Source organism: Nocardiopsis salina YIM 90010, assembly GCF_000341025.1.
Taxonomy (GTDB): domain Bacteria; phylum Actinomycetota; class Actinomycetes; order Streptosporangiales; family Streptosporangiaceae; genus Nocardiopsis; species Nocardiopsis salina.
On the sequence record NZ_ANBF01000077.1, the window covers coordinates 73,955 to 90,199 of the forward strand.

The following is a 16,245-nucleotide window of genomic DNA, read 5'->3' on the forward strand; positions in this document are numbered from 1 at the left end:
CCGCCCTGTGGAACTGCGTGCCGGAGTCCTCGTCCTGGTGGTGCTCACCGTCGGCGCCTACCTTCCGAGCCCGCTCTATCCCGGATACCAGGAGGCGTTCGGGGCGGGTGATGCGTTCATGACGATCACCTACGCGACCTTCGCGCTGACCAGCATCCCGGCGCTGCTGTTCCTCGGCCCCGCCTCCGACGCGCTCGGCCCGCGCACGGTGCTCCGGTGGGGGATCGCGGCCGCCGCGCTCGGCTCGGTCTGCTTCGCCCTCGCGCCCGGCCCCGCTTGGATGATCGCCGGCCGGGCCGCGCAGGGCATCGCGCTGGGTGCGGCCACCGGTGCGGCGGTCGCGCTCATCGGTTCCTCGGTACGGGAAGCAGGGGCTCGGAGGGCCGCGGTGGCGGCCGGCGCCGCCTTCGTGGGAGGGACCGCGCTGGGACCGATCGCCGCCGGGTTCCTGGGCCAGTACCTCCCGGCACCGCTGACGCTTCCGTTCCTGCTGCACCTCGTGCTGCTGTGGGTCGCATGGAACCGGGTGTCCGCGCTGCCGCGCGCGGAGGGGGCGACGCTGCGGCACTGGCGGCCGACCCGTCCGCACGTGCCCGGTCCCCTGCGGCCCGTCTTCCGCGCGGCCGCCTGGACCGGGTTCCTGGCGTGGACCACCGCGGGCCTGTTCCTGTCGGTCATCCCGACCCTGCTCGCGCGTGATGGACAGAGCAACCTCGCCGTGGTCGGTGCGATCCTCGGAACCGTCCTGCTGTTCTCCCTGTTCGCGCAACCGGCCGTACCCGTGCTGGGCCTGCGCAACGCCCAGATGGCCGGGCTCCTGGCGCTCTTGATCAGCCTGGTCCTGCTGGCCCTGTCCTTCGGCGGGGCGACCTTCCTGATCGCCGTGGCCGCGGTCGTCGCCGGGATCGGACACGGGCTCGCGTACGGCGGAGCGTCGGCGGCGGTGGAGAACACCGTGCCTCCGGCCCAGCGCGGGGGGATCTCGGGCGCGCTCTACATCGCCTTCTACGCGGGCGCGGGCGTCCCGCCGGTCCTGATCGGACTGCTCACCTTCTCCGTGCCCCTGACCACGGCGACCGTGATCGCCGCGGTGGCCACGATCCTGCTGGTCCCGCTCGCCTCGCAGGCGGTGTTCTCCGCCTTCTCCGCGCGCACCGAGCCCAGCGCGGCCGCGTGAGAGGACCACGGCCGGGCGTCGCCGTGGGGATCCCAGCGGCGGGCGCCGCAGGCTACTTCTGGGGGGAGTCTTCCCAGAGCACGTCGACGATGGCGTTGACGGTCTCCTGCATGCCCTGCAGTGCGTCGGGGATACGGTCGCGGCCGAACCGGTAACGCGGCCCGTTGACCGTCAGGACGGCCGCCAGGTTCCCCGCCGAGTCCCGCACGGGCCGGGACAGGGAGAGCAGCCCTTCCTCGAGCTCGTTGTCGATCACCGCGTACCCCTGTTCACGCACCTCGGACAGCTCCTGGGCCAGAACGGCGCGGTCGGTGACCGTGCGGGAGGCGAAGGCTTCCAGCTCCTCGGGCAGCACCGCAGCGAGCCGCTCTGTGGGCAGCTCTGCCAGCAGGACCTTCCCCGTCGAGCTCGCGTGCAGCGGGAAGCGCCGGCCTATGTACTTGCCCAGACCGCCGCCTACCACGTGGGGGCCGGACGCGTCCGCGATGAGCTCCAGGTCGTCGTCCCCGCGCGGTACCGACAGTGTCGCCGACTCGTTGAGCCGTGCGGCCAGGTCGTCCATCACCGGCTGGACACGCTTGACCAGACCGGCGTAGGGGTCGGCGATCTTGCCGAGCCGGGCCAGGTCCCAACCGAGGCTGTAGTTGTTGTCGACCCGGTCGACGAAACCGCTCTGTTCCAGGCTGAAGAGGAGACGGAACGCGGTCGGGCGGGCGATACGGGTCTCGGCCGCCAGGGCGGTGGCCGTCGCACCGTTGGGGTGCTTGGCGAGCTCCCTCAGCAGGCGCACGGCCTTGACCACGGATTTGTTGGTCATGTCCGCCGGCTCGGGCGCCTCGCCCATGTGTTCGTCCTCCCACGCGTCCTTGACTCACCCCGAGGGGCTCCACCGACCCTCCACCTTAGCTGCAGCGAGAGTGGAGGGTCCGGGCAGGAATCCGCGTGCACACCGTGCGTACCGGCGAGTACGGACGGTGGGAGGACGTCGGGGCGGCGGGCCCGCTCAGCCGGCCGGGTTCCCGCTCCCCGCCGGTGCGTCCCTGAGGGCGGACGGCAGGAAACGCTCCGGTGTGTTCTGGTAGGCGACCGGGCGCAGGAACCGGTCGACGGCCGCGGTCCCGACCGAGGTGTGGGCAGGCGTGGTCGTCGAGGGGTAGGGCCCTCCGTGCTGCTGGGCCGCGGTCACCGCGACGCCGGTCGGCCAATCGTCGAACACGATGCGCCCCACCTTCGGCCGCACCGCGTCGAGCAGCAGTCGCACGTCCCGGTCCTCGCCCTCGGTCGGCGAAGAGGCCGTGTGCACGGTTGCCGTGAGGCTCCCGGTGAGCAGAGAGAGCACCCGCAGCGCCTCTTCCACCGAGCCGTACTCGACCACGATCGACGCCGGACCGAAACTCTCCTCCAGCAGCGTCTGCGCCCGGCCGTCGAAGTCGCGCGCGTGGACCGCGAAAAGGCTCGCCCCCGCCTCGGGCCGGTCGGAGCCGTGCACGGTCTGCTCGCCCCCTGCCAGGAGCCGGACCCCTGCGGTCGAGGCGAGCTCCTTCAGCCGCTGCTCGTAGGCGTCGGCGACCTTGGTGGTGAGCAGCCGCTGGTCGTCCACGCCTTCCACGAGCTCACGGAGGCGCTCCGGCAGGTCGGTGCCCTCGGGCACCAGGAGCAGCCCGGGCTTGGTGCAGAACTGGCCGGCACCCAGAGTGAAGGACCCCGTGAAACCCCGGGCGATGTCGTCGGGGCGTTCGCGCACGGCCTCGGCCGTGGCCACGGCGGGGTTGATGCTGCCCAGCTCGCCGTAGAAGGGGATCGGCTCCGGCCGCGACGCCGCGATGTCGAAGAGGTGGCGCCCGGCGGTGAGGGAACCGGTGAAGGCCGCCGCGGTGATCCGCGGGTCCTTCAGCGCCTGCACCCCGGGCTCGACGCCGCTGATCAGGTTGAACACCCCCTCGTCGGCGCCCGCCTCCCGCAGGGCCGAACGCACCAGGCCGGCGGTCAGCTGCGAGGTCTCGGGGTGGCCGGGGTGGGCCTTGAGCACCACCGGGCATCCCGCCGCGAGGGCCGAGGCGGTGTCCCCTCCCGCGACGGAGAAGGCGAACGGGAAGTTGCTCGCGGCGAACACCAGGACGGGGCCGAACGGCACGAGCATGCGGCGCAGGTCCGGCCGCGGGGCGGGTGCGAACCCGGGGTCGGCGCGGTCCACGACGACCCGCTGGTGCCCGCCCTCCTCCAGCAGGTCGGCGAACATCCGCAGCTGGACCGCGGTGCGTTGCACCTCGCCCTCGAGACGGCCGTGGGGCAGGCCCGTCTCCTCGTGTGCGACCGGGACGAGCTCGTCCCGGGCCGAGGCGAGCGTGTCCGCGACGCGGCGCAACGCTCGAGCCCGTTCGTGGTCGGGGGCCGCGCTCCAGGTGGCGGAGGCGGAAGCGGCCCGGTCGAGGACCCGCTCCAGTTCGTCGGGTCCGGTGTCCGTCGTGGCGGCAGAGTCGGCGGTGAGCATCGTGGTGCTGGTGCCCTTTCGTCTCGTTCGGCTGGGCGGGGGCGTCCCGCCGGTCCGGTCTCTCGCCGAGGGGCTCACTCCTCGGCAGCGATCTGACGGGCCACACGCAGCCCGCTCTCGACCGCGCCGTCGATGAAGCCGGGCCAGAGGTTCGCGTGGTCGCTGCCGGCGAAGTGCAGGACCCCTTCGCTGCGCTGCTGCAGCTCCAGGTACTGAGAGACCTGTCCCGGGCGGTGGATCATCCAGGTCTCCCCGGACAGCGGGTCGGCCATCCAGTCGTGTCCGGTGCTGTCGAGGACCTCGAGGTCGTCGCGCCACACACCCAGGGCCTTGCGGACCGCGTCCGTGTCGTCCGGTGCGATGCGGGTCGAGTCCGCGCCGAAGGCCACGAGCACGGCGTCGTCCTCGCCGATGAACTCCGTGCGCACGACCGACAGCGGGTGGTGCGCCGAGGAGTAGGCGAAGAACGGGGTGATGGGCCCCCGGACCCTGATCCAGACCTTGACGCCCTGCGAGGCGGCCTTCTCCTCGGCGGGGACGGTCTTGCCCGCAGGCAGGGCGGGGGAGAACTCCACGCTCGGGAGGATGTTCTGCGGCAGGCTCACCACGACCCGGCCCGCCGTGATCCGAGTGCCGTCGGAGGTCGTCACGACCGCGCTGTCGTCCCCGTGCTCGATGCGGCTCACTGTGGTGGAGGTGTGGATCTGCGCGCGTGCCTCCTCGGCCAGCGCCGAGACCAGGGCACGCGTGCCCCCGGTGAGCCGGAAGACGGCGGAGGCCTCGTGCATGAGGTGCCAGGAACCGGCGGTGGCGGCGGTCCAGCGGAGCGCGCTGCTGAAGCCGGCCTCGCTCGGCGGTGCGTTGAGGTGCCCGACCCAGGCGGCCTCGTTGGCGTTGTACTCCTCGACCGGCAGGTCGAGTTCGTCGAGCTTCTCCTGGACCGTGGCCCCGTCCACCGATGCCAGGGCCGGGGAGGAGGTGGGGGCGTCGGGCCGCGGGATCACGTCCATGGTGTCGGCGAGCAGGCGGCGCATGCCCGGGTCGATGAGCTCCATGAAACCGTCGAGCGTGCCTGTGCGCACCTCGTCGCCGGCCAGCCAGTAGGCCTGCTCCGGGCGCGGGCCGCGGGTGACGTCCAGCCCGAGGCGGGTGATCTCGGCCCACACGTGCGGCTGCAGCCAGTGGACCCAGGTGCCGCCCATCTCCAACGGTCGGCCGAACCGTTCGTCGGTCCACACGCGTCCGCCCAGCCTGTCGCGGGCCTCGAGTACGAGGACGCCCTTTCCGGTCCGCCCGAGTTCACGTGCGGTGATCAGACCGGCGACACCGGCCCCAACCACGACGACGTCCGCAGATTGCTGCATGGGGTGCCTTTCTTCGACCCTCGGCCGACGCCCGGGTGCCGGTGGGTGCCCGGCCCGGGGTTCGGGCCGGCGTGACCTGGGTCTTTTCGGGGGGAGCTGCCTTTTGGCGCGCACGAGTTCAAATAGTGAACGCAGTGTTCAGATTATTTTTGTGCGTCGTGGAGTGTCAACCCCCTCAATCCGACATCAAGGGCTATTTATGCACTTTCCACTTATGCAATTGAGGTAATTTTGGTGCCCCCCTTGACCGACCTGGTGGAGTGGGTCACATTAACCGGACGTTACGTTCACTATCAGAACGTCCACTGTCGACGTTCGTGACCCCCCAGGGCCCGCCAACGCTAAGGAACCCGTCGTCATGCCCGAAAACGCAGCGCAGACCTCCGAGACGTCCCCGGAGGAGGTCGGCGAAGAGCCCCGACCACCGACCCGCGGCTCGATGGACTGGGTGGTCTTCGGGCTCGCGCTGCTCATGTGCTCCGGGTTCGTCACCTGGGGTGTGATGGACGCGGACGGGATGGCGGCCGCCGCCGAGGCCGCGCTCGCCCGCATCCTCGACTCGTTCGGCTGGCTCTACGTCCTGGCCCTGACCGGGCTCGTCGCGGTCGCGGCCTTCGTCGCCTTCTCGCGGTACGGGCGCATCCGCCTGGGGCGCGAGGGTGAGCGCCCGGAGTTCTCCACGGGCGTGTGGATCACGATGCTGTTCGCTGCAGGGATGGGTACCGGCCTGGTCTTCTGGGGTGTGGCCGAGCCCCTGTCCCATCTCGCGGAGCCACCCCTCGGTGCTGCGGAACCCGGGTCCGGGGAGGCGACCCGGATGTCCATGGAGTACACGATCTTCCACTGGGGTCTGCACACGTGGAGCCTGTACGCGCTGATCGGGCTCCCCCTGGCCTACGGGATCTTCCGCAAGGGCCGACCCAGCCTGATCAGCTCCGTCGTGTGCCCGGACAGGCCCACCACCTCGTGGGCCTCCCGTTCGGTCAACGCCTTCTCGGTCTTCCTGACCACATTCGGGGCCGCGACCTCCCTGGGGCTGGGCGCGATCCAGATCAACGACGGCCTGGCCTCGGCCTTCGGGGTCCCGGTCAACAACACGGTCGCCATCGCGACCATCACCGGCGTCACGTTGCTCTTCGTGGTGTCCGCCGTTTCGGGGCTCCAGCGGGGGATCAAGCACATCTCCACGTTCAACGCCGTTCTGGCCGGCCTGATCATGGCCTTCGTCTTCGTCGCGGGCCCGAGCGTGAACCTGATCCAGACCTACATCGAGGCCCTGGGCGGCTACGTCTCAGGCTTCGTCCCCATGGCCACCGAGACCGGGCTCTACGGCGGTGGCGAGTGGGTGAACTCCTGGACCGTCTTCTACTGGGGATGGTGGATGGGGTACGCCCCCTTCGTGGGGACCTTCGTCGCTCGGATCTCCCGCGGGCGCACCATCCGCGAGTTCGTGCTCGCCGTCCTGGCGGCACCCACGGCCCTGAGCCTGCTGTGGTTCAGCGTCGTCGGAGGCACGGCGATGCACATGGACCGCGCGGGCGGCGGTGAGCTCACCGGTGCCCTGGATGCATCGGGTGAGGGCGCGGTCCTCTTCGCACTCTTCGAGCAGCTGCCCCTCACGGCGATCGCGTCCGTGCTCGTGATCGTGCTGATCGTCCTGTTCTTCGTCAGCAGTGCCGATTCCGCGTCGATCGTGCTCGGCATGTTCTGCCAGGGCGGCACCCTCGCTCCCCGCAGGGGCATCGTCGTGGTCTGGGGTTCGGCCATCGCCCTGACCGCGATCGTGTTGGTGCTGTCCGGGGGCGTGTCTGCGGTCCAGACCGTGTCCATCGTGATCGGCCTGCCCTTCTTGGCCATCCTCACCATCGCCGCGGTCCGGTTCGTCCTCGAGCTGAGACGCGACCACGCCGAGGAGTCCGAACCCTCAGGCGTTCACTAGACGAACACGGTGCGTGTGCCCGGTCGCGTGGTGCGGCCGGGCCTTTCGTCATGCCTGGCCAGTGCCGCTAAAAACCCTGTGAACAGGGAAAACATGGGGATCACGAGCCCCTTTCAGGCTCTGTGAACGAGTCCCCCTTCACCCCCTTGACGCGTTTCGGGGGCGCCCGTAGCGTTTGGATCGTTCATCATTCGATCAACGCGTTCATTAAGTGAACGGTGAGAGAAGGCTCCCCATGAACGACCGGAGGATGCGACTCTTCGCATTCGACTTCCAAGGGCCCGCGCATCTGTCCGCGGGGCTGTGGCGGCACGACGACGACCAGGGCGCGCGCTACACCGACGTCAAGTACTGGACCGAGTACGCGCGGCTCCTCGAGGAGGGGAGGTTCGACGGCCTCTTCCTCGCCGACAACGTCGGCTACCACGACGTCTACGAACAGAGCGCGGGCCACGCACTCAGGGACGCTGCGCAGCTCCCGTCCAACGACCCGAGCATGGTGGTCTCGGCGATGGCCGGCGCCACCACGCACCTCGGCTTCGGGATCACCGCGTCCACTTCCTACGAACACCCGTATGCGCTGGCCAGGCGTTTCTCGACTCTGGACCACCTCACGGACGGCCGTATCGGCTGGAACCTGGTCACCTCCTACGCCGACAGTGCCGCCCGAAACCTCGGGACAGGGCGCCAGGTACCGCACGACGAGCGCTACGCCATGGCCGCCGAGTACCTCGAGGTCTGTTACAAGCTCTGGGAGTACTCCTGGCGGGAGGACGCGGTCGTACTCGACCGGGCCGACGGGGTCTACGCCGACCCGGACCGTGTCAGGGAGATCGCGCACCACGGAACCTACTTCGACGTCCCCGGCTTCTTCCTCTGCGAGCCATCGCCGCAGCGCACACCGGTGATCTTCCAGGCCGGCGGGTCGTCGAAGGGGCGCGCTCTCGCTGCGGCCGGGGCCGAGGCCGTCTTCGCCAACGCGACCTCCAAACCCGCGCTGAAGCGGCAGGTGGACGACCTGCGGGCCCAGGCCGGTGCAGCGGGGCGGGACCCCGAGAGCGTGCGGGTCCTGCAGATGCTGAACGTGGTCTGCGCACCCACCGACGAACAGGCGCACCGCCGCTACGACGAGTACCGGCGCATGGTGAGTTACGCCGGCGCGATGGCCCGCTACAGCGGCTGGACCGGCCTCGACATGTCCCAGTTCGACCCGGACGTGCCTCTGCGCCACGTCAAGACCGACGCCGGGCAGACCATGGTCGACCTCTTCTCCAAGATGGACCCCGACCGGGACTGGACGCCCCGCGACATCGCCGAGTACATCGGCGTCGGCGGCACAGGGCCCACCCTGGTCGGTTCCCCCTCCACGGTGGCCGACGAGCTCCAGTCGTGGATGCGCGAGACCGGAGCCGACGGCTTCAACATCGGCCACGCCGTCAAGCACAGGAACATCGCCGACTTCATCGAACTGGTCGTCCCCGAGCTGCAGCGCCGCGGGTCGGTGTGGCAGGACTACGACGGTTCCACGCTGCGGGAGAAGCTCTACGGCCCTGGCGTGACCCGCCTCCGCGACGACCACCCCGGATCCGCCCACCGCCACCGGCAGCTGCAGACCGTCTGAGTCCCAAGAGGCAGAGCCCGAAGACCCCCTCGGAGGTGACGAACATGTTGACCGTCGAATCTTCCATCTCGCAGCAGCACTACCGCAAGGTCATGGGGCGCATCCCCACCTCTGTCGTGGCGATCACCGGCATCGACGAGACCGGCGAGGAGCTCGGGTTCATCGTCGGTACCTTCGCCTCGCTCTCGCTGGAGCCCCCGCTGGTGACCTTCAGCGTCGCCGAGACGTCCTCGACCTGGCCGAGGATCCGCCGCAGCCAGTACTTCTCCGCCAACGTGCTCGCCGGCCCCGGCAGCGAGGTGTGCCGGGCGCTCTCACGCAAGGGTCCCGGGAAGTTCGACGGGCTGCGCTACGAGACCGGGGAGACGGGTGTCCCGCACCTGCTGGACTCGGTGGCCTGGATCGACTGCACTCTGCAGGCCGAAGTGGTGGTGGGCGACCACTTCATGGTCGTCGGCGGAGTGACGGCCATGGCCGCCGCGGACGGAGAGCCCCTGCTGTTCCAGGGCGGGGAGTTCGGGCGCTACGCCGGCCCGTCGGAGAGCGCACACGTGGGAAGCGGGGCCTGACGATGAGCGAGGACAAGTCCACCACCATCAGGAACGCCTGGCGCGCAGCCTGGGGCAACGGCGACCTCGAGTCCTTCGAACGCCTGCTCGCCGACGGGTACGTGCGCCACACCAAGACCGGTTCGGAGGGCATCGAGTCGGTCAGGACGGCGATCCGGACCTCGCAGGAGGCCTTCCCCGACCTCCGTACCGAGGTTCTGGAGACCGTCGAGGACGGGTCGATGGTCGCGATCCGCTGGCAGAGCCACGGCACACACACCGGGGCCTTCATGGGTGTGCCGCCCACCGACCGGGTCGTGACGGTCACGGGTGCCACCTTCTGCCGGTTCGAGGAGGACCTTCTCGCCGAGGAGTGGGTCGTGTGGGACCCGCGTGAGCTGCTCTCCTCGGTCAACATCTGGAAGGTGGGAGAGCGCCCCGGCGACCGGTGACGGCAGCAGGAGCAGCAACAGTCGTGCGCAGCGGGCGGAAGGACGGATCCGCCCGCTGTGCTCGTCCGGCCAGGGGCACCCTTGTGCCCCGGACAGGAGACGGATGGACATCGCGACCAGCATCAGCAACGCCGCCGCCGAACTCGCGGGGGCACGGCGGGACGTGCGCGCCGTGCCCCCGCTGACCGAGGGGTGGGCCGATCTGGATGCGGACACCGGGTTCCGGATCCAGCAGCAGGGGGTGGCCGAACGCGTCGCCGCGGGGGACCGGGTGGTGGGCTACAAACTCGGCAACATCGCCAAGGCCATGCAGGACGCCTTCGGGCTCGACCGGCCCGACTACGGTCACCTGCTCGCCGGCACCTTCCTGTACGAAGGGCTGACGGTCGACCACCGGAACTACATCGAGCCGTTCGTGGAGCTCGAGCCCGCCTTCGTGCTGAAGGAGGGGGTGCGAGGGCCGAACACCACGGCCGCGGACGTGATCGCCGCGACCGCGTACGTGCTTCCAGCCATCGAGATCATCGATTCACGGTTCGAGAACTGGGACATCGCCCTGCCCGACACCCTCGCCGACAACGGCTCGACCGGGGGTGTGGTCCTGGGCGGGGCACCACGGCGACTGGAGGACGTCGACCTCAGGGACATGCACGGGCAGGTCACCCGGGACGGGGAGGTCCTCAGCGAGGGCTCCACGCGCGAGATCCTGGGCAACCCGGTCTCCGCGATCGCCTGGCTCGCCGGCCGCCTGGCGCCCTACGGCGTGGGTTTCGCGTCCGGCGACGTGATCCTTCCCGGCAGCTGCCTGCGCGCGGTTCCCATGGACCGGCCCGGGACGGTGGAGGGACGCTTCGCCGGGTTGGGGGGTGTCTCGTTCGAGGTGGTGTGATCCCCGGGGAGGGCACGGCTCCGGCATCGGTGCCCGGCGTTCGGCGGCCGCCGGGACCCGGCTCTCCGTGGACGGCCCGCGGCCCAACCTCGGGGCGATCCCTGACCTCGCGGGCCGTGACCGCCCGGGCTCAGCGGGCGACGGCCGTGCTCAGAGCCGATGCCTCGTCGTGGTCGAGCTCGATGCCGAAGACGTCCCGCAGCACCGCGGCCACATCCTTCGGATCGAGGCCGCGGGTGGTCGTGGTCGCGTCCGGGTACTGCGCCGTGAGCCTCGTCCCGGTGAGCGTGTGGCGCACGGTGTCCTCACTGCGCTGCACGACGAGGCTGCGGCGGAAGGGCGAGCGCGGGTGCGTCGACAGGTAGTGGCTGAAGATCGTGTAGTCGGCGCGGTAGAAGGGCGTGTCCGTGAAACCGTGCACGTCGTTCCACTGCGCTCCGGCGGCGGAGTCCAGGCCCCACTCCACACCGCCCTCGTGGCGCAGCCTGAACAGCCACCGCCCCTGCCGGACCTCGGCCCCGTCGCGCAGCGGGATCGGCTCCCACGGCCCAACGGCCCGCCGCCCCCGAAACCGACGTCGGCGACCATCCGCCCCTCGTCGCCGAGGTCGACGGTCAACAGCATGTGGGTGGCGGGGCGCAGCCCTCCACCGACCCTCACCCGGGCCGCGTGCCCGCGCACACTGAAACCGAGGCGCTCCAGGGCAGCGGCCAACAGGAGGTTCTGTTCGTAACAGTAGCCGCCGCGCCTGCGGTCGACCAGCTTGGCCTGCAGGTCCCCGACCTCCAGGGAGAGCGGGCGGTCCAGCATGAGGTCGATGTTCTCGAAGGCGATGGCGCCGGTGTGGGCCCGGTGCACGGCGGCCAGGGTCGCGGCGTCGGGCCTGCGCGGACCGTCGTACCCGATGCGTGCGAGGTAGGCGTCGAGGTCGAGGGCCTCGCCGCGCCACTCGTTGGCGGGGTCCTGTGCGCGTTCGCGGGCCGAGGCGACGGTGGTGTCGTGCATCCGCGCATCGGCCGGGGTGGGGGTGTTGATGACCGTCCTCCTGACATCCGGGACCGGGCTCCGATCAGGCCAACCAGCTGCGGGGCCGGACTCTTCCGGACGGGACGGTATGGCCGAACGCACAGGTCCGGAGCGGGGCCGGGCTCGTAGAATGGAACCGTGCATCTTCCTCTCTACCTCTGATCAGAGCCGCAGCGCCCGCCCACACGACCTCGTGGCCGCGGGTGCACGATGCATGTCCTGGCCCCGCTGAACGGGGCCGAACGTCGGCTCGCAGAGCTCGTGCACACCCCGTCGAGCACACCTCCGGGGCAGAGCTCTGTCCGGAGGAACAGATGCCCCTCAGGCACAGATCAACATCCATGCCCGCGGGCGAACGCGCCCAGCTCACCGCGCAGGGCATCGGTATCGACCGCGGCGGACGCACCGTGCTGTCCGGCGCGGACCTCACCGTCACCCCGCACTCCCGTTGGGGGATCGTGGGCGAGAACGGACGCGGCAAGTCCACGCTCCTGCACATCCTCGCCGGGGTGCTCCAACCCGACACCGGGACCGTCCGGCGCATCGGGACCCTGGGCGTTGCCGAGCAGGAGATCGACGTGGTCGAGGGCCGCACCGTCGGCGACCTCGTCGACATCGAGCTCGCCGACGCCCGCAGAGCCCTGGCCGAGCTCGACGCCGCCGCGGAGGGGCTGGCCGACGGCGATCCCGCGGCGGTGGAACGCTACGAAGCGGCCCTGAGCGAGGCCGAGACCCTCGACGCGTGGGACGCCGACCGCCGCGTGGACATGGCGTTGGAACACCTCGGTGCCGTCACCGACCGCTCCCTCCCGCTGACGGAGCTCTCCGTCGGCCGGCGGTACCGGGTGCGGCTCGCGTGCCTGCTCGGTGCGGCGCACGACTTCCTGCTGCTGGACGAACCCACGAACCACCTCGACGCGGCCGGGCTCGACTTCCTGACCCGGAGCCTGCGCGGGCGCAGCGGCGGGGTCGTCCTGGTGAGCCACGACCGCGCGCTGTTGTCGGACGTGGCCACGACCGTCCTGGACCTCGACCCCAGCCGCGACGGACTCCCGCGTGTGTACGGCGGGGGGGGGGNTCGCCGGATACGTGGAGGGCCGGCGCGCCGAACGCGAACGCTGGGCCGACGAGTACGAGAAGCAGCAGGCAGAGCACGCCAAGCTCACGCAGGACCTCTCCGCGGCGCAGAACCGGTTGGTGAGCGGGTGGCGTCCGGACAAGGGGACCGGAAAACACCAGCGGGCCACCCGCGCCGGCGGGCTGGTGCGTGCCGTGCACCGGCGGCGCGAGGACCTGGAGGCACACGCGGTCGGCATGCCGCCACCGCCGATGGGGTTCCGGATGCCGGGGTTGCCCGAACGTTCGGGGGTGACCCTGCTGCGCGCCGAGGGCGTCGCGGTCGAGGGCCGACTGCACCGGCCGGTGACGATGTCGCTGGAATCGGGCTCGCGGCTCGTGGTCACCGGGCCGAACGGCGCCGGGAAGTCGACGCTCCTGAAGGTCCTCGCCCGCACGCTCGAACCGACCCGGGGGAGGGTGCACACCGCCCGCACCGCGCGGGTGCGGCTGCTGGCACAGGAGGCCCCGCACGCCGGTGACCGCAGTGCGCGGCACGTGTTCGAGACGCACGTGGAGCGGCTGGTCAGCGACGGGGTACTGCGGGACCGGGAGGGGCTCTCGCTGAGTTCCCTGGGTCTGCTGCCGTCCGCGGACGTGAACAGGCCGCTGGGGGAGCTGTCCATGGGCCGGCAGCGCCGACTCGACCTGGCCCTGGCGCTCGCGTCGCGCCCGCACGTGTTGCTGCTCGACGAACCCACCAACCATCTGTCGATCACGCTGGTGGACGAGCTCACCGAGGGCCTGCGGGCGACGGACGCGGCGGTGGTGTTGGCCACCCACGACCGGCAGTTGCAGCGCGACGTCGGGGACTGGGAACGCCTGTCCGTCGAGCCGGCACGCGAACAGGCCGCGGCCACCGCGACGGGTCAGGCCCGTTATCAGGGATGAGACGCCGTGAGCAGCGGTCCGCCCCGGCCCGGCGCGTGACGCGGGCCGGGGCACGCGCTCTCGGGACGCCCCTCGCTAACCGGGGTCCGGGGTCAGGATCACGAACCCGGCGGACCAGGGGTCCGCACACACCGCGATCCGCCCGACGCCGGCCGCGTCCTCCGGGCCCATGTGCACCTGCCCGCCGCCCTCGGTGATCGCGGCGGCGGCCCGGTCGCAGTCGGTGACGTGGAAGACCGGGTGCCAGTCGGCAGCGCCCTCGGTGTCGGGCAGTTCGGCCGGGTCGACGTTCATCACCCCGCCGAAGAAGCGGTCGTCACCGGTGTCGTGCGGCCGCACGGTGCTGTACACGGCGCCGTCGCCCATGGGCATGTCGTTGAACTCCCACCCGAAGAGCGTGCCGTAGAAGTCCTTGGCGCCCTGTGCGGAGGGGGTCCACAGCTCCGTCCACATGAGAGAACCGGGCACGTCGGTGCGTTCCATTCCCGGGAAGCTCTCCGGCTCCCACAGGGAGAACCCGCCGCCCTGGGGGTCGGCGAGGTAGGCCATGTGCCCCAGCCCCATGACGTCCATCGGCTCGACGTACACGGAGGCGCCCAGTTCCTGGGCCCTGCGCACCGTCGTGTGCACGTCGGGGGTGGTGAAGTAGATGTCCCAGGCCACGGGTTGGTCGTCGGCCATCAGCGGACCGGCCCCGCCCACGATCGCGCCGTCCGAACGCAGTAGCCGGTACCCGNGCACACGCCCGTAGAACTCCATGGCCCCGTCGATGTCGCTGGTGCTGAGGTCTACCCAGCTCGGGGAGCCGTCCAGGAAGTTGGTGGTGAGCATGGTGGTGCCTCCTTGGGTGACGAACCCGAGTGTGCTCCCCGCCACCGCCACTCCGGGGATGGTCCCGGCAAAACTTCGACAAGCGCGTGTGCCCGGCGTCCCACCGGAGGCACCTCACCGGCGGTTGATGCGCCGGTACTGCACCAGGGCCAGGCTCGCGAAGAGCACGATGATCGCCAGGGAGCTCAGCACCGAGTACAGCAGGGCGTTCTCGGCCGGCCACCCCTCGGGCGGGGCGAGTCCGGGCGGGGATGCGTTACCGAAGAGCTCCCGGGCCGCGGTCGCGGTCGCGGTGACCGGGTTCCACTCGGCCACGGCCGCCAGCGGCGCGGGCATCGCGGAGATCGACACGAACGCGCCCGAGACGAACGTGACCGGGAACAGCCAGATCAGCCCCAGGCTCTGGGCGACCTCGACGCTCCGCGCGGTCAGGCCGATGACCGCGCCGATCCACGAGACCGCGAACGCGAAGAGCAGCAGGAGGCCGAACGCCGCGAGCGCCTCGGTCAGGGTCCCGTTGACCCGCCACCCGATGAGCAGCCCGCACACCACGATCACCACCACCGACAGTGCGCTCACCGCCAGGTCGGAGGTGGTACGGCCCAGGATCACCGCCATCCTGGACATGGGCAGCGAGCGGAACCGGTCCACGATGCCCTTGTGCAGGTCGTTCGCGAGCCCGATCGCGGTCAGGGACGTGCCGAAGGTCAGGGTCTGCACGAGGATCCCCGCGACGAGGAACTCCCGGTAGGCGTCCCCGCCGAGGCTGCCGCCGAAGACGTAGGCCAGCAGGAGCACGAACATGACCGGCTGCACGACCCCCGTCACCAGGGAGCCGGGGTTGCGGCGGATGTTGAGGAGGTTGCGCCAGGCGACGACGCCCCCTTCGCGGAGCAGGGTCATGGGCGAGCCTCCGCGCGGTGGACGTTGCCGGTGTCCGGGCCGTCGTCCCCGGTGTGGTGTCCTGTCAGTTCCAGGAACACGTCGTCGAGGGTCGGGCGGCACAGGGCCACGTCGAGCACGGGTACCCCCTGTTCGTCGAGGGCGGTGAGCACGTTCCCGAGGGCCTTGCGGCCGTTGGTCACCGCGGCTCGTACCCGCCGGGCCTGCGGATCGCTGTCGGGCGGTCCGGAACCGGAGACGAGCAGGGCGGCCCGGGCGGTCTCCAGGTCGGCGGGGTGTTCCACCACCAGTTCGAGGCGTTCGCCGCCCACACACGTCTTGAGCTCGTCGGCTGTCCCGCGGGCGATGACGTCACCGCGGTCGATGACGGCGATGCTGTCGGCGAGCTGGTCGGCCTCCTCCAGGTACTGGGTCGTGAGCAGGACACTGGTGCCGCCGGCGACGAGCTCGCCGATGACGTCCCAGGTGTCCATGCGTCCGCGCGGGTCGAGGCCGGTGGTGGGTTCGTCGAGCACGACCACGGACGGGTCGGCGATGAGGGCCCCGGCGAGGTCGAGGCGGCGGCGCATGCCCCCGGAGTAGCGGCCGGCGCGGCGGTGGGCGACGTCGTCCAGGCGGAACCGGCGCAGGAGCTCCCACGAGCGGCGGCGGGCCTCCTTGCGGCCCATGCCGTAGAGCATCGCGACCATGCGCAGGTTCTCGTGCCCGGTGAGACGTTCGTCGACGGCGGCGTACTGCCCGGACAGGCCCAGGCTCCCGCGCACGCCCCCGGGGTCGCGGCGCAGGTCGTGCCCGGCCACCTCGACCGTGCCGGAGTCGGGGCGGCTGAGGGTGGTGATGGCCCGGACCGCCGTGGTCTTGCCCGCGCCGTTGGGGCCCAGGAGTGCGAGGACGTGGCCCGCGGGCACGTCCAGATCGATCCCGTTCAGCGCCCTGTGGCTGCCGAAGGTCTTGGTGAGCCCGCGGACCCNATGTACCTCCCCCGTGGATCCCGGTC

12 protein-coding genes and 3 pseudogenes are annotated in these 16,245 nt (G+C 71.0%); 7 read left to right on the forward strand and 8 right to left on the reverse strand.

Annotated elements, in window-relative coordinates; genetic code table 11:
- Positions 1–7: 7 nt before the first annotated feature.
- Complete coding sequence (locus tag D474_RS0108255) at positions 8–1,177, forward strand: MFS transporter (protein ID WP_017613112.1); 1,170 nt, start codon at positions 8–10, stop codon at positions 1,175–1,177.
- A gap of 52 nt (positions 1,178–1,229) precedes the next feature.
- Here D474_RS0108255 and D474_RS0108260 read toward each other — a convergent pair whose 3' ends face one another.
- The 3 genes from D474_RS0108260 to D474_RS0108270 form a co-directional block, all read right to left on the reverse strand.
- Complete coding sequence (locus D474_RS0108260) at positions 1,230–2,021, reverse strand: IclR family transcriptional regulator (protein WP_017613113.1); 792 nt, start codon at positions 2,019–2,021, stop codon at positions 1,230–1,232.
- 159 nt (positions 2,022–2,180) lie between these two features.
- A complete protein-coding gene (locus tag D474_RS0108265; RefSeq protein ID WP_017613114.1) occupies positions 2,181–3,668 on the reverse strand; it encodes an aldehyde dehydrogenase (NADP(+)) in 1,488 nt (495 codons plus the stop codon).
- A gap of 74 nt (positions 3,669–3,742) precedes the next feature.
- Positions 3,743–5,032, reverse strand: a complete 1,290-nt coding sequence (locus D474_RS0108270) for a flavin monoamine oxidase family protein (protein ID WP_017613115.1) — start codon at positions 5,030–5,032, stop codon at positions 3,743–3,745.
- Between the two features lie 358 nt (positions 5,033–5,390).
- Here D474_RS0108270 and D474_RS0108275 point away from each other — a divergent pair, with 358 nt between their 5' ends.
- The 5 genes from D474_RS0108275 to D474_RS0108295 all read left to right on the forward strand — a co-directional run bounded on the left by D474_RS0108275 (position 5,391) and on the right by D474_RS0108295 (position 10,481).
- Positions 5,391–6,971 carry a BCCT family transporter gene (locus tag D474_RS0108275; RefSeq protein WP_017613116.1) on the forward strand — a complete coding sequence of 527 codons (1,581 nt, stop codon included), beginning with the start codon at positions 5,391–5,393 and terminating at the stop codon, positions 6,969–6,971.
- A gap of 250 nt (positions 6,972–7,221) precedes the next feature.
- Positions 7,222–8,592 (forward strand): LLM class flavin-dependent oxidoreductase, encoded by a 1,371-nt coding sequence (locus D474_RS0108280; RefSeq protein WP_017613117.1) that lies wholly within the window; start codon positions 7,222–7,224, stop codon positions 8,590–8,592.
- Between the two features lie 44 nt (positions 8,593–8,636).
- Positions 8,637–9,161 carry a flavin reductase family protein gene (locus tag D474_RS27970; RefSeq protein WP_017613118.1) on the forward strand — a complete coding sequence of 175 codons (525 nt, stop codon included), beginning with the start codon at positions 8,637–8,639 and terminating at the stop codon, positions 9,159–9,161.
- Positions 9,162–9,163: 2 nt separating this feature from the next.
- Positions 9,164–9,592, forward strand: coding sequence for an ester cyclase (locus D474_RS0108290; protein ID WP_017613119.1), 429 nt, complete (start codon positions 9,164–9,166; stop codon positions 9,590–9,592).
- Positions 9,593–9,695: 103 nt separating this feature from the next.
- A complete protein-coding gene (locus D474_RS0108295) occupies positions 9,696–10,481 on the forward strand; it encodes a 2-keto-4-pentenoate hydratase (protein WP_017613120.1) in 786 nt (261 codons plus the stop codon).
- Between the two features lie 130 nt (positions 10,482–10,611).
- On the opposite strand, the gene D474_RS27975 is transcribed toward D474_RS0108295, so the two are convergent.
- Together D474_RS27975 and D474_RS34230 are read right to left on the reverse strand one after the other, a co-directional pair.
- Positions 10,612–11,217, reverse strand: coding sequence for an arylamine N-acetyltransferase family protein (locus D474_RS27975; RefSeq protein WP_394296525.1), 606 nt, complete (start codon positions 11,215–11,217; stop codon positions 10,612–10,614).
- Positions 11,100–11,651 (reverse strand): annotated as a pseudogene (locus D474_RS34230) (arylamine N-acetyltransferase family protein); the annotation flags it as partial. The gene D474_RS27975 and the pseudogene D474_RS34230, both read right to left, overlap by 118 nt.
- Before the next feature lie 197 nt (positions 11,652–11,848).
- Here D474_RS34230 and D474_RS27980 point away from each other — a divergent pair.
- Positions 11,849–13,514, forward strand: a pseudogene (locus tag D474_RS27980) (ABC-F family ATP-binding cassette domain-containing protein).
- Between the two features lie 75 nt (positions 13,515–13,589).
- Here D474_RS27980 and D474_RS0108310 read toward each other — a convergent pair.
- From D474_RS0108310 to D474_RS0108320, 3 genes and pseudogenes are all read right to left on the reverse strand, one after another.
- Positions 13,590–14,345, reverse strand: a complete 756-nt coding sequence (locus D474_RS0108310; protein WP_017613124.1) for a VOC family protein — start codon at positions 14,343–14,345, stop codon at positions 13,590–13,592.
- A 114-nt stretch (positions 14,346–14,459) separates the two neighbouring features.
- A complete protein-coding gene (locus D474_RS0108315; RefSeq protein ID WP_017613125.1) occupies positions 14,460–15,248 on the reverse strand; it encodes an ABC transporter permease in 789 nt (262 codons plus the stop codon).
- Positions 15,245–16,210: pseudogene (locus D474_RS0108320) on the reverse strand (ATP-binding cassette domain-containing protein); the annotation flags it as partial. The gene D474_RS0108315 and the pseudogene D474_RS0108320, both read right to left, overlap by 4 nt.
- Positions 16,211–16,245: the final 35 nt, after the last annotated feature.